Origin of the sequence: Microvenator marinus, from assembly GCF_007993755.1 — a bacterium.
GTDB lineage: Bacteria > Myxococcota_A > Bradymonadia > Bradymonadales > Bradymonadaceae > Allomicrovenator > Allomicrovenator marinus.
This window is the reverse complement of record NZ_CP042467.1, coordinates 3,565,731-3,580,019: the sequence shown is the minus strand read 5'-3', so window position 1 is coordinate 3,580,019 and position 14,289 is coordinate 3,565,731. Positions and strand designations below refer to the sequence as shown.

The 14,289-nt window shown below is 52.8% G+C and carries 7 protein-coding genes; 6 read left to right on the top strand and 1 reads right to left on the bottom strand.

Features of this window, described 5'->3' with window-relative positions; all coding sequences use genetic code 11:
• The first annotated feature begins 125 nt into the window (after positions 1-125).
• Positions 126-1,103 (top strand): type I restriction enzyme HsdR N-terminal domain-containing protein, encoded by a 978-nt coding sequence (locus tag FRD01_RS14650; RefSeq protein ID WP_146960889.1) that lies wholly within the window; start codon positions 126-128, stop codon positions 1,101-1,103.
• Here the strand turns inward: FRD01_RS14650 and proA are convergent.
• Positions 1,088-6,853, bottom strand: coding sequence for an anti-phage protein ProA (gene proA / locus FRD01_RS14645; RefSeq protein ID WP_249755637.1), 5,766 nt, complete (start codon positions 6,851-6,853; stop codon positions 1,088-1,090). The genes FRD01_RS14650 and proA overlap by 16 nt on opposite strands.
• A gap of 438 nt (positions 6,854-7,291) precedes the next feature.
• Here proA and FRD01_RS14640 point away from each other — a divergent pair, with 438 nt between their 5' ends.
• The 5 genes from FRD01_RS14640 to brxE are packed head-to-tail and all read left to right on the top strand — an operon-like array spanning position 7,292 to position 14,288.
• Entirely contained in the window at positions 7,292-8,494 is a 1,203-nt protein-coding gene (locus FRD01_RS14640; protein WP_146960885.1) for a MotA/TolQ/ExbB proton channel family protein, read from the top strand.
• A complete protein-coding gene (locus FRD01_RS14635; RefSeq protein ID WP_146960883.1) occupies positions 8,491-9,249 on the top strand; it encodes an OmpA family protein in 759 nt (252 codons plus the stop codon). Before FRD01_RS14640 ends, FRD01_RS14635 begins: the two co-directional genes overlap by 4 nt.
• A 1-nt stretch (position 9,250) precedes the next feature.
• Positions 9,251-10,324 carry a hypothetical protein gene (locus tag FRD01_RS14630; RefSeq protein WP_146960881.1) on the top strand — a complete coding sequence of 358 codons (1,074 nt, stop codon included), beginning with the start codon at positions 9,251-9,253 and terminating at the stop codon, positions 10,322-10,324.
• A gap of 2 nt (positions 10,325-10,326) precedes the next feature.
• The gene (locus tag FRD01_RS14625; protein WP_146960879.1) at positions 10,327-13,713 is read left to right on the top strand and encodes a DEAD/DEAH box helicase; all 3,387 of its coding nucleotides are present in this window, start codon (positions 10,327-10,329) and stop codon (positions 13,711-13,713) included.
• Positions 13,695-14,288: a BREX-6 system BrxE protein gene (brxE, locus tag FRD01_RS14620; protein WP_146960877.1), complete on the top strand. Its 594-nt coding sequence runs from the start codon at positions 13,695-13,697 to the stop codon at positions 14,286-14,288. Before FRD01_RS14625 ends, brxE begins: the two co-directional genes overlap by 19 nt.
• The last annotated feature ends 1 nt before the right edge of the window (position 14,289 follow it).

Sequence of the window (14,289 nt, the reverse complement as noted above, 5' to 3'; positions counted from 1 at the left end):
TCGGGACAAAAAAACATAGGAGAGCTTGTGGAAAGGGAACTCTATCAACTCGCAGAGACTGCGGCCAAAATCATCGACAGTCTTCAAACGGAAGCAGCTACGTCAACCCCGCATTGGTCCTGCCGATGCTTCGTATCCTTGGGTACGACGTCTTCAATCCACTGGAAGTCATTCCAGAGTTCACGGCGGATGTAGGGACAAAGAAGGGCGAGAAAGTCGACTATGCAATCCAGCTACAGAATGTGCCTGGGCCGGTGATGCTCTTTGAGGTCAAGCACTGCAAAGTGAACCTGGACGAAGTACATTTCTCGCAGCTCTATCGCTATTTCTCCGTGACGCCAGCCAGAATCGGGATTCTGACCAACGGCATCATCTATCGATTCTTCACCGACCTGGACGACAAGAACAAGATGGACCCGAAGCCGTACTTCGAGTTCAGTCTCAGCGATATCCGGCCAGACACGATTACCCAGCTCCAGAAGTACACAAAAGAGAACTTCGACCCTGAGGCGATTACGTCGGCGGCGAGCGAGCTCAAGTACCTCAACGGTATGAAAAAGTACTTGTTGGAGGAGTTCACGAATCCAAGCATCGAGATGACCAAGCTCGTTGGCAAAGAGGTGCACAAGGGCCCGTTCACACAGAAGGTCACGGAACAATTCCAGCCCTTGCTCAAGCGCGCCTTTGCTCAACTCATTCAAGAGCGAGTACACCAGCGTCTTACGAGTGCGTTACAGAACGAGAGCGAAGCCACGCACGAGCCCGAGGAGCAGGAGCTCCCGGAAGGCGTGGTTTCGATGGACGGTGACATCGTCACCACCGAGGAAGAGCTCGAGGGCGTGCGCATCGTCAAGGCAATCGCCTCCCAGTTTGTGGAACCAGAGCGTGTGGTGATGCGAGACACCAAGAGCTACTGCGGGATCCTCCTCGACGATAACAACCGCAAGCCCATTTGCCGCCTGCACTTCAACAGGACACAACGCTATCTGGGCGTCTTGGACCTCGAGAAGAACGAGACGCGCATTCCTATCGAAAAGATCACGGATATCTACCGTCATCAGCAGTCGATACTCGCCACCATCCAGAACTACTTGGCTGAGTAGCCCGGCGCGAAGCTAACCTTCCCATCATCTGACTTCAGCTTGCCCTCGGCGACCTGCATCGCAAGAACTGCAGCGCAGGTTTCGCGTATCTGCCTGCCCAAGCTCTTGAATCCAAACGCAGCAGCAACTTCAGAGAACAGGTCCTTCTCTTGGATGCTTATTGCGCGCTCCACTATCCACAACATTGCACCAGCTACCTCGGCCTCGGGCACGTCGGTGATGTTTCGTGACGCGATATCATGGTGTCTGAACCCCTTCCATTTGTTTGCTTGTTCTTTAGAAACCCAAAGAACATCGCCCTTCACATGCAGTTGACTCACTTGAGCAAGTTCCAACACCAAGTCGCGGGCCTTGGCAGAGGTGCTTGAAAAACCCCAAGCCTGCGTAATATGGCGGGCAATTAGGTTGAGTTTAATCGGTGCTCGAGATTGGACCAACGCCTGGATCTGACGACCAATCTGCTGACGAGAAGCCAACGAATAGAAGGCTTCTTGCTCGCCGCCTGAGATTTCAGGCAGGTCCAACCAAGGCGATACGTCGCTCGGCCAGCCTGCTGGCTCATCTGTAGGAGCTTCGTCTTTTTGAGGCGGCAACACCTGTTCATCGGCCTTGTTGCGCAGTGGCAGCGAGAAGGCTTCGCGCTTGATCGCTTGCTTCTCGGATTCAAGCCTCGCTTCATCAAGTGCACCAAGCACGCGCTGCAACTGGGATGTCCTCTGAGTCCACCAATCTGTCGACCAAATGCGATGAATACGCCACCCGAGGTTCTCCAGGATATTCTGCCTGATTCGGTCACGATCACGGGCGGACTTCGCGCTGTGATAGGCAGCACCATCACATTCTATGCCCAACAAGTAGACTCCAGGTCGCGCAGGATCCACCACGGCGAGATCGATGTAGAACCCTCCGACACCGACTTGCGTGTGAACATCCCAGCCTCGCTCACGCAACGCTTCGTAGACCTCCTCTTCGAACGGCGAACCGAAACCGCGGGACTCGTCAGGCATAGCGGCGCCAATTAGCGCGCTTTTTCCGCGAGCGGCATAGTCCAAGAAGAGTTTGAGCTGGCGGACCGAAGGGTTTGTGACTCCTACATCGATTTGATCGGGATGGAACGTACTGAACACTACGAGGAGTTCACGAGCCCTCGTCACTGCTACGTTGAGACGTCGTTCACCCCCGACCTTGTTTAGTGGACCAAATGAAAGCGTCATCTTTCCTGCTGCGTCTGGTCCGTAGCAAATCGAGAAGAACATGACGTCGCGCTCGTCACCCTGAACATTCTCAAGATTTTTTACAAAAATTGGTTCTGGGACAGCGTCTGTGAAGAAGTCTTCAATTTCTGGATGGGCCCGCCGCGCCTCGTCCAAAAGGTCTAGAATCAATCGCTGCTGCGCCGAACTGAACGTGACAACCCCAATCGACTTTTGTTGTAGCTCTGGGTCCTTCAACCTGGCCAGAATTGCTGAGACAACTTCTTCTCCTTCCCGCCGATTGGTACGAGAGCCGCCCCGATCGTAGACACCGTCTTTGACCTGAACCCACTTCAATCCTAAGTGAGCAGAACGGTGATGCGGAGAGGGGAAGACGTGGAGTCGATTGTCATAATAGTTGAAATTGGAAAACGCGATGAGTGACTCATGCCGGCTGCGATAGTGCCAGTTCAGCGTCAGCTGTGGCACGCCTCGGACCACAGCCTGCTCAAGAATGGATTCGAGCTCCAAAAAGTCTTCGTCCTCGGCGAATTCATCCGAGTCGTTAGAACTAAAGAAGGAGGTCGGTGGGAGCTGCTTAGAATCACCCACGATGATGGCTTGTTTTCCACGCGCAATCGCTCCGATCGCGTCCCAAGGCGGAATCTGGCTGGCTTCGTCAAAAACGACAATATCGAAGAGCTGATCTGAAACGCTCAAAAACCTTGCGACCGAAAGGGGCGACATGAGTACACAAGGCTTCAGACGAAGAAGTACGTGCGGAACCTCAGCAAACAACTTTCGAATCGGTTTATGCGCGCGCTGTTTGCTGAACTCTTTGCGTAGTACCTCCATCTCACCAGGGGCATTTCGCTCAGGAAGACGTGCCGCAAGTCGGGCTTGAACCTCAGAACGCGCAACACTCTTGGCTTCATCATCTAGCACCCGGAACTGTTCGATAACGCGTTCATGGTCATGGCCACGGAATTGCTTGAGGTCGGGGTCTGATTCACAACGAGCGTTCCAGTAGTGTTCACGAAGAGAGCGTTCGTACGAGGGTAGAATATCCTCATGAAGGAGCTCTCCCTTCGACGCATGCTCGAAGAGCCGCTCAAGTCCCAATGACTGGACGACCTGTCCCGAACGTAGCCAATCACACCACGTTTGAAGACTCTCAAGTTCGACTGCCCAAGAGCGGGCTAGGTTCAGCTGCCTATAGCCATCTAGCACTGCCCACTGGTCATTGAGTTTGAGAAGCGAACTCAATTCCCTCTTGGCCTCTTGCCAAGCCTCATCCGCCGCCTTAAGCGAACGAAGTAGGCCGCCGAGCTTGGTTTCGGGACCAAGACGCTCAGTGTCCGTCGCGATCTCCGCCAGTCTATCACCAACACGTTCGTCCGCCTCGCGAATCACAACCAATGTAGCGCGGTACTTCTTGGCCCACTCCCAGACATCTCGTAGTCTGTTCAATGGAGTAGACTCCGAAGCCCAGTGCACGCCAAAAAGCTGGGTGATCTGGGAGTCCACGTCGCGTAGTCTCGCCCTTCTTTCACGTGCGTTTAAGGCCTTACCCAAATCATCGGAGATTCGCTTGTTGTCCGGAAGATTTGCATTGTGCGCGAAAGACTTCAGATGACCACGCGCAAAGAAGAGCATGAAGAATGCCAATAGAAAGAACGCTTGCGACCAACGCTGAAACCTTGCGCGAGTCTCGGCAAGTTGGGCATCGTCGATGATCGCCAGATCGAAGCTCTGCCCAATCTGTTCTCTTACGGTCTTTAAATCTTCCAGGTCTTTCTCAACTCGTTGCACAAGTTGCTCGATCTGGTCGCGATTTCCAGTCAGTAGTTCCTTAGGAACGCCGGGACAACTACTCAAAAGAAAGGCTATCTGACCAAGGTGCTCAAATGCCTCGGGTGGCATTTCCCCATTTGGGACCAGCGTCTCAACTGTGGCATCCAACTTCTCGGACCAGTCTTGCCCCTTGGAAATTGTGTCTTCGAGTTGTTGTCGAACCTCTTGCGACCAGGAAATGCCCCAGTCTGTATGAGTCACATAGCGCCAGGCATTCGCACTCGGATCGCCCAGTCGTTTGGTACGAGCCGCAAACTCGGCCACGGCGTCCTTTTGTTTTTCGTAAGTCGATTGGTCTGGCACGCCCCCAAACTGCAAAGAAATCCGCGGGGTATTCCTTGCATCAAGCGCGATGAGACGCGCAACAGTGGCATAGAGCGACTCACCAAACGGCCCAGGTGCATGAAAGCGCTGGGCGTGAGAGTTGAGCTTGTCACGCGCGACACCTAGTTTGTTCGCGTGTGCGGTCCATTGGTCAGAGGACTCAGGCCAAGCAAACTTCAGGGGTTCCTCAAGCTGCTTGACTACCTCTGCCTTTGATGACTTATCGGAATGAACTTCAAGCGTGAACGGTCCCAACCCTACTGACTTGAGTCGGGACTCCACAACTTCCAAAGCGGCCCGCTTTTCGGACACGAAGAGCACCGTCTTATTGTTGGCGAGGGCCTGGGCGATGAGGTTGGTGATCGTTTGTGACTTACCAGTTCCAGGTGGCCCTTGAAGAACAAAACTATTGCCTGAAAGCGCGGCGCGGATCGCTGCCAGTTGAGAAGAGTCAGAATCCACTACGGAGAGGTCATCCGTAGCAGGCAGTTGGTCTATCGTGTCGGCCGATGGAAGTGTTCCAACTATGGGAAATGGCTCCTCCGACCCCTCGACAATATGGCGCACGACTTCACTGGACATCAATGCATCCGAGTTTTGTTCGAGGTCCGACCACATCATGAATTTTTGAAATTGGTAGAGTGCCACCGAAGCGTTCCACACCACCTCAAACCGTTCCAAGTCCTTGATGGCGTTGAGTACGAGCCTTAACGAAGCATCTACATCAACCCCACTTTGATCTTCGGGCGGGCTAGGACCGAACACTTCTGTCTTGATTCCGAACTCGGCCTCCAGCTTTTGAAAAATGGAGGCGTTCCAGATCACATCGTCATCCGAACGCGCGATACGATAGGGCCCACCGACCTTTGTGCGTTCCATTACAAGTGGAACCAAAAGAATAGGCGCAAGGCGGGAAAGCTCGGAGGTCTCGGATTCGAACCACCTCACAAATCCAATCGCCAAGAATAGAGCCGAGACACCTCCATCTTGAATCATCGCCGCGTTGCTGCGGTAGATCTCAACACAACGCTTCTCGAAGTCTGACTTCGATAGATCCACGACCAGTCGCCCCTGCTTCGCCATGGCTTGTGTATGCTCGTTCAAGTCTTCAACGGCATGAAGATCCTGTCTCGGCACAAGCTCGAGCTTTCCTCGTGACTGGAGCTCGTCTTCCATCAATGCCATGGCACTGCCCAAGACCGGTAGGACAGACTTGCTATCGCGGTGATTGATGAGGCGATTGCGCAGAGTTAAGTCCAAGAGTTTCGACTTCCAACGATCGATTCGAGCGCGCGGAGTCTCTTGAACCACCGGAAGAGGAGCCAGCGCTTGAGGCACATCGGCGGACTCCACTCTCGTATCCTGAATTGTTTTGAAGGCATTACTTCGCAGCAGACCGAGAGGCGTGATGCCAGCGTTCCGGCAAGCCTTGATATCGACAGCCAAATGGTAGCGACGAATGTCTTCCAGACGAGCTTCGGCGAGTTTTGTGGCCTTCGTAAACGCCAAACGGTCTGGCGCACCCGTCGATTCAAAAACCGCACACTCACCGAGAAGCACGCGCTTCTTCACGGGAAGTGGGTCTTCGTTCCATGGGGTCGGAAGATTCCATTCTGTAAGCCAAACGCCAGGAAATGCGTGCCCCTCGACCAGCACAATAAATGGATGCAACCCACATTGTTCAAGGGCCGCTGCCAATAGCACGCTCAAATCGAGGCACGTCCCAAGCTTGGATTCCAAAATCTGGTCGATCGTCCGTATCTTCTGGCCGGCGAGATGAAAACTTGCGGGCGGATTCGAGTACCCAATACCCAGCCGGTTGACCGCGTTGTAAGCCGCACTGGCCAGCTCGAGAACTCGTTGTGGAGACCTTGCCTGATAGCCCTCCAAACTGTCCCGCACGCCGGCTGCTCGAAGCTCCTCGCGCATCGCATTCAAGAACGAGTTTAGCGAAGGATGATTAGGGGTGACGAAGGCAGCTAACGATTCCGGCGGCAGCCGTGCCCCCAACCACTCGTTACATGCCTCAAACGTCAGGGCTTGCTGAAACTCCGCAAGTGTTTGTGCACCCGACTTAAGTCTGACGATAAAGGTACCGTCCTGACTTTCGGTCAGATTCGCAAGGCGCTCCACCTTCATCGCAAGCCGGAGCTGTGCGTCTGGGACTAGATAGACTTCTGACGCGTCGATCCGTTCAATGCGTATCGTTTTAGCGTGGATCAACTCGGGATCGCATTCGAGTTCGAGGCTTAGGTTTTCCAAAGCCTCGGACCCATGATTGGTAATCACCAAGGAGCGCAAGATCTGACGACGCATACTTAGGGTGGCCAATTGCACATGCGCATCGAGTTCCAACGAGATTACGACCTGCTGACTCAAAATGTTTTCCGGTTCTTCGGGGAGACAGAATTTTGAACCCCTTGATCGATTCGCGCAAGGCAGATCCCCTGCGAATCCCCTCAATCGGCACGTTACATGCCGAAAAGGACGTTTCTGCATCGAGAATCTGAACACACCACACCTAGTAGATTGACAAAAGCACGCCCGTGGCCAATTCTTCCGATACCAAAGCAACCAATTCCCTTGGGCCTGTTAATGACGCTACTTGTCACGATTCTACTCTGTTTAGTGGTCTTTGGTTGGGCCTTTCAGGCCTGGACCACCGCTCTCACCAGAGTGCGGACGGAGAATGAGCTCCTCGTGCAACTATGCGAAAAGTCTTTTAAGACCAACCGCAAAACTGCACTGGATGCACTCATGGAGACCAAGTGCAATTTCAGCAGGTTGGTCTTGTGGGAAGATCGTTTGCGAGAGGACTTGTCTGAACTGGGAGTCGATGACCTACTGACGGAGATGCCACAAGAGCGAACGACTCTCGAGCAGTACCCCTCACTTTTCACCGCACTTGGCATCCTCCTGACGTTCTTAGGATTAATCTTTGGAATCGTATCTATCGACCCCACGGCCTCGTCGCAGGAGATTCAAGGTAGTATTGCCGATTTGATCGGCGGACTCTCGGTGGCTTTCGTCTCATCGATTTTCGGCATCATCTTGTCGCTTTACACTCTGCTTTCGGCAAAAAATGAGTTGGCTAAGCTAGAAAAGAACTTCTCAAGGGCTCAACTTCAATACTCCAAATTCTGCGAGACTTCGCAATCTAGAGTCTATCAAGAGATTCTAAGGCTTCCGGATCACTTTGAGCAGATCATTGTCAATCTTCGAGACCAAACCACAAATGTGAGGCAGCTGGCATCTGACCTACCGGCGCAGATTTCGTCCGCCATGCAGCCACATTTCCAAGATCTCAACGGTATTATGGAAGACATGGGCGCCCGTGCGTACAATGCTCATGCGGCGATGCTAGACTCACTCATGCAAGCCTTCCTATCCAAATTCTCTGACTCGTTAGAGGGCTACTTCGAAGAACTCAAGGTGGCGATCGAGGAGTCTGTTAGCCTTCACCGAGTCGCGGAGGAGAAGTATCATTCACTGATCGACGAACTCGGGACCGCAACCAACTTGTTGACCCAAACTACCTCATCTCAGTCCACTTTGGTGGAGAATCAAGGCAGGAATCTAGTGCAGTTTGGCAACATGGCGGCAGAGGTCAGAAACTCGCTCGACGGCCTTTCGACACAATTGCAGGGCCAAGAGCGGAGCCTAAGTACTGTTGCTACGGAGCTTCAATCCATGGTCCACAGGGTTGGTCTTGTGTCGAACCAACAGAACCAGATCGTGGAATCTCAAGCACGTATAATAAGCGACGGTGTGGGTGCGCTGGAGAGGGAGAGCAAAACCTTGACGATGCTCGTTCAAGATATGCGCCGAGAACTCTCAGCTGCGGAAGGTAAGACGGTCGCCGACCTCGCCAAGTCGTTGGCCTCTTTTGATTCTGCGCTCCAAGATGCGGTCAATCACTTTGGAGGCACACTCCTAACCATGAACGTGCGAACTCAAGAACTGGAGCGCGTGCTTGACGACCTCAAAGAGGTTTTGGGAACTAGGAAGATCGCATCATGAAGAGACGGCAACAAAGGAGTTCCGTTGATTATTGGATGTCTTACTCCGACCTCATGGCCGGTCTTCTGATGGTGTTCATCCTCATGCTAGTCGGCTCTATTATTGCTGCAAAGCACGATATCGAAGTTCAAAAGGCGGAGTTGGAAGAATCGCGACTTGAGTTAGAGGAAGCAAAGCAGGAGCTGTATTCTCTACACGTCGGTGTCGGGGATATCCTCGGCGTTCGTGCACAGATCATAGAAAGACTCCGTAAGCGTTTCGCTGATCGTGGCGGAGACCTGGTTTTTGACGATGCAACCGGGGCAATTTCCCTGGGAACTAGCATTCTCTTTGATGAAGGCTCAGACCGGCTTCGCAAACCAGGCCAAGAACGACTCAAAGAGCTCTTACCCATTTACTTTGAAGCACTTCTTGGTGATCCGAAGCTTCGAGTTCATGTCGGCCAAATTGTTTTTGAGGGCCATTCAAACAGTAATTTCTCAGGCTCAGACCCCAAGGCCGCCTACCTATTCAACCTTCAGCTTTCCCAGGCGCGCGCGTACAGTGTGATGCAATTCGTGTTTCGGGAGGACCTCGCCAAAGGTTACCAAATCGAAAGTGTGCTGGCTGCAAATGGATACTCGAGCTCAAGACCCGTCTTTGACGGCGAGGGCCTTGAGGACAAGGAGCGATCAAGACGATTAGAGCTACGGTTTCGATTGAAAGATGAAGAGGCAATTCGAGAGCTCGATCACATGTTCCGAAAGAGCCCATAGAATGTTGTACAAGCCAAACATGCTTTTGGGGGCTATCGCTAACATCAAGACGGATCACCCGCTTTCTCGTGCCAAACTCGACCAACCAACTGAGGAGCTGCTGGAGATCTTACGTCGCCGAGTCCTTCGCCTGCAAAGCGTTGAGCGGATTGAATTGGAGCTCGAGCCCTTCCTTCTAGCTCTCCTGCAGCATCTCATTCTTGACAAGGATGACGCTGTCCGATTTCCGGCTCAGAACTACTTCCTTAAACATTCTTACAAACTCAGGGCGGATGACCTTTGGACCGCTTACGCCAACGAGATTCACCCCGGTCAGGCCACTCAAATTGCCAAGACTCTACGGAATCGCTCCGATTTGCCCTCGAACAAACGGGCATGGTTGGACCTGCCAAACATCGATGCCGTGGCTAAGGCTGTGTCCAAGAGTCGGAAACCACTGCGTGATTTCATTGAGGAAGACCCAAATGGAACTCTGGTGCGTCGTGTAGCATGGGCACTTTTCAATCAAGGCATCCTTGCACACTGGAGTGTCTTAGGGGAGGAGGACGTGCGGGAATTGCTTCGAGTAACTCCCGCAAAGGAACTGGATAAAATCCTTCTCAACGCCTGGCAAAACTCCGGGCAAAAGCCGGCAAACATCTTGTTGGAGAACCAAACCTTTCGAACGGTCTTGGACCAGTTCGCTACGTCTGATGTGGTGTTGGAGGACCCTCTAGCGTCGAGATGGCTAAGCAATTTGATCAAGCTGCATCTTCTAAACGAATTCTGGAGTGAAGGTAAGGGAACTAGACGTGAGTTCTGGAAAGATTTTGCTGATAAAATCGTTAGGGTTGACCGGTCCGCTGGAAGCTCATTCTTATTCATTCAGTTTCCAAAATTTGGCGTAGTTGAACCCGTCAACTTTGGACACGCGGATGTCTATGGAACACGCATTTTCGCTGCTGTAAGAAAAACACTAGCTGAAAATGGAAGACTTCCTCCGAAGGTCGAGGGGCAGGCGATGACCCGCATTTCCAGAATGGGACACTGGCTCCCAGGCGCCAAGCTCAAACTGGCAACTATGTTGGAGGAATAGGTATGGGATGGTTGGATAGCCTCGGAAAGAAGTTCGGCCGAACAAAGAGTGAAGTTCGCGAGTGGAGAATCGACCACAACGCTGACCTGAATGGGCTTACGTTCTTTTGGAAAGCGGACACAGCAAAAAAGAACATCTTTGAAACGGAGCCTCTGCTCTCATGCACGGAACAGGAGCGTGTCCGCCGTAGCTACATTCAAATTCTCGCAGAAGCTGATGTCCTCGATTCCGATGGCCGGATTTCTTACGAAACAGTAGCCAGATTTGAAGCAGACGATCTGAGGAGCCTTGGGCTCGAATATTCAAAAGAATGGAAACTGGAGATCCGTCCCTCCAAACCAATTGGGCGGGGCGACCCAGGTCTTGTTTGTGAGTGGATCGCCCCAAACCGTGAGTTTTTTCGAGGCTTGGAGGACGCCCGATACAAGGCGATTCCTTGTGGTTTCTTCCACCATGAGCGTGAAGAGTTACATATTCTGCCCGGTGATATCCTAGATCTTCGCCAACGGGTTCAACACGTTCCTGTATTCACCAAGATGAGTGAGGAGTACGGCTTTCTTTCGGAGATTCAAAAAGGGGTTGAAGAGGCCTTCGAGAGGCTAGGAAACTCACAAAGTGTGGTCGTAGATGAACAACTCCAACGTGAACGCTACATCGTGCCCAAAGCCGATGAAGTGAAACTCGAGGCGCGGAACACTGCTGATGGAGGCATTGAGATTCGCCCGATAATGCCGGGTTTCGAGACGTTCGAAGCGGCGAAGGAGGTGCTGAACGCGAACACCACACAAATCTGGCATGGCACAGACAACCTCGGAAGGGAGCGAATTGCCCTTGATGACGTGGCTGAACGGCTAAAGGTGGCCAAAGTCATGAACATCGTGAGGCCAGAGGAAAAGGATACATTCCTTAGCGATCCCATGGCCTTTGCCGAAGATAGACTAAGAAAACATCCTGAGCTTGGCTCGATAGCTTTAGAAGACCTTGATGCCATGGGGATGGGGCAAACCCTTGAGCCATTCGTCGAGGAGTATCTGGATAGAATCGAAGGGTACGGAGTACCAGTTCCAGTCATCTACGACCCAGTAGAACTAGGGACGGCACCTAGTCTCTTAGAAGGTGTGGAACCCATACAAGACATGCCGGAACGGGCGCGCGATCAGAAGACCCCTTGGAGCATGCCAGCGGTTCTCCTCACCAAGGACAATGACGAGGAATTGCGTTTTGCCGCCGAAGCTGCCGAGAGGCTGAGGCAGGAGCTTCATCGCTTTCCCATTTCAAACCACTTCGAGGGAACGCTTCACGCGCACCAAGAGGAGGGGCATATCTGGCTGCGCACCCTATGGGAAGCAGCCCAAGAGAAGGAGGCTGGACAAGGTGGACTCCTTGCTGACGAAATGGGGCTCGGCAAAACCGTTCAAGTCGCCGCCTTGCTCGCCTACCTGGCTGAACACGGGCTTCTCAAACAGACGCTGATTGTGGTTCCAGGCGCCGTGCTTCAGAACTGGAAGAACGAACTCAATCACTTCGTAAACAGGCGCCTCAGAATCCTCATTCATCAGGGACCTTCGCGGACCAAAAGGCCGGAGAACCTTTCAGCGCCCGATGTTATCATTACGACCTATGAGACACTCGGTCGCGATCAGCTATTGTTTAAGAACCTGAGTTTCAATACGCTAGTCGTTGACGAAGCCCACCTCATCAAGAACTACAACACAGTTAGAGCCCGTGCGGTTCGCGCGATGAAGGCCCGATTGCGCATCGCTCTATCGGCCACGCCGGTGGAAAACAGGCTCGAAGAATTGTGGGCAATCATTGACTTTGCGCAGCCAGGGCTCCTCAACTCCCTAAGGGACTACAAACAGAAGTATGTGGTCCCGATTGAGACCAACACTGAGGCCCAGAAGGCGGCGAAAGACCTACTCACCACGCTTCAACCCCACTACTTACGAAGAACCAAAGATGTCTTGAAGAATCTGCCAAAGAAACACGTGCATGTCGTAGAGTTGTCGATGACTCCCGAGCAAGAGGAGATCTACGACCTCGTCCGCGGTGGACTACGAGGTATTGGAGCGCGCGGACTTGGGATTATCCACACATTGGCGCGAACTGCAGCTCACCCTGCAGCCACGCCGGTTGACGTCCATCCACAAACTGCAGAGCATGTGGCACCCTTACTCAGAGACCCGGAAACGCTGATCAAGAGCAGTCCTAAGTTTTCTTTCATCATCGATAAGCTGCAAGAGATTAGAGAGAAAGGTGAACGCGCCATCATCTTTACCTCAGCCAAAATCGTTCAACCGCTTCTGGTGAGAGCGATCGAGCACGTCTTCGGATTCGCCCCGAAGTGCATCACAGGTGACGAAAAAATTGGAAATAGGCCCAGAATTCTCGACGAGTTCGATACTTCGCCGGGCTTCAATGTGATCATTCTCTCACCACAGACGGTGGGCCTTGGAGTCAATCTCACGGGGGCGAACCACGTCTTCCACCTAACTCGTGAATGGAATCCTTCAAAAGAAGACCAAGCCACAGCGCGCGTCTACCGCATCGGGCAAGAAAGAGAGGTGCACGTCTACGTTCCGATTGTTCGGCACTCTCGAGTGCTCTCCGTAGATGAACGCCTAAATCAACTCATGGAGGAAAAGGGACGACTAACACGCAGTGTGATACGCCCGAGTGGTGATCTCAAGATCGCCGACGAAGACTTCGTGGTCTGCCTCAAAGATCAACCTCGTGAAGAGGCTATCCTGGACACCGTGGTTCTCGACTATGTTGAACAAAAGGCCGCTTTTGAGCTCCGGCAATCCAAGACTCTTCCCTTGCCTGCCGTTCCGGTCGAAAATCCTCAAATCGCGGAGACTCTGGAACGCATTCTGAGGAAGAAGGCCATCGAAGTTCGAGCAGAGGCTAATGAACTGCAGATAGACGAGATTCGGGAGTTGCTCTTCACCATCAAGCACGGAGCCAAACACACTAGACAGATTGCTAGTGAACTTGGCTATATCCCGAGCGTGGTGACTGCTCTGATGGCCAGCTTGAAGCACGTCTTACACTTTGATGGTTTCGTCGTTTTGAGCAGTGAAAACAAGGCGCCTCGTGGTACAGACACCTCCGGGATGGGAGAGGGATTGTGGTACAGTTTGAATGAGAACGGGCTCAAAGAGCTTGAGCAACACCTAAACGCTCAAGTGAGCTTTGAGGACTGCGTGGAAAGCGTCTTTGATCAGATTCGCAAGCACAAGAGACTCTCGGAAGACGACCTAGCCAAGCTCATGGGCAGTCCTCGCCAGGTTCGGCGTTTCTCTGATAAAGTTGAAGCCTTGGCTCGGCGAGCGGGGCTGAATATCCGCGTTCAGAACGGTGATAAGAAATGGTACATACTGGAGTAAACGTGCAGACAGATGGGCTCCTGAGTGATGAAGCCGCCGACGCTATTCTCGGTTTGCAGTTCATCATCGCTTGGGCTGGAGAAGGGGGCGAAGAGAAGCGGCTCAATTGGTGGCGAACGGATCTGGTTTCGGAGTTTGGCGGAATCGACCTCTTTCAACGCTTGTTGCCCAACACATGGGAATGGGCAGTCCTGCAAGCGGTGCGCGAAGCAGCTCGTCGAACCGACCAAAAAATTGCTGCTCGAGCTCAGGTACCAGATCGGACGATTTCGCTTTTCAATTTAGGCTTCGAAATCGACGAACTGCTAGAAGAGAGGCTCCAAGTTCATAAACGCTCAGAGATTAGACCCGGTCAGGCACTCAATTTAGAGGTAATGGGCGAGCCCGGCAGTAGCTGGAAAGAGGACCGCTTCTTGGATTGGTTGAGCGGTTTTGAAAAGGTGGAGTTCAGTCCCTCTCCGGCGGGGCGCCTACTCAAGAGAGAGGCTTCTTCCCCAGAAATACTCGCCAAGGCCCTTGTGGCGTGCCTCGCTCCATTGAGCGACGAATACCCTAGACCTCACATACGTCGGTAAT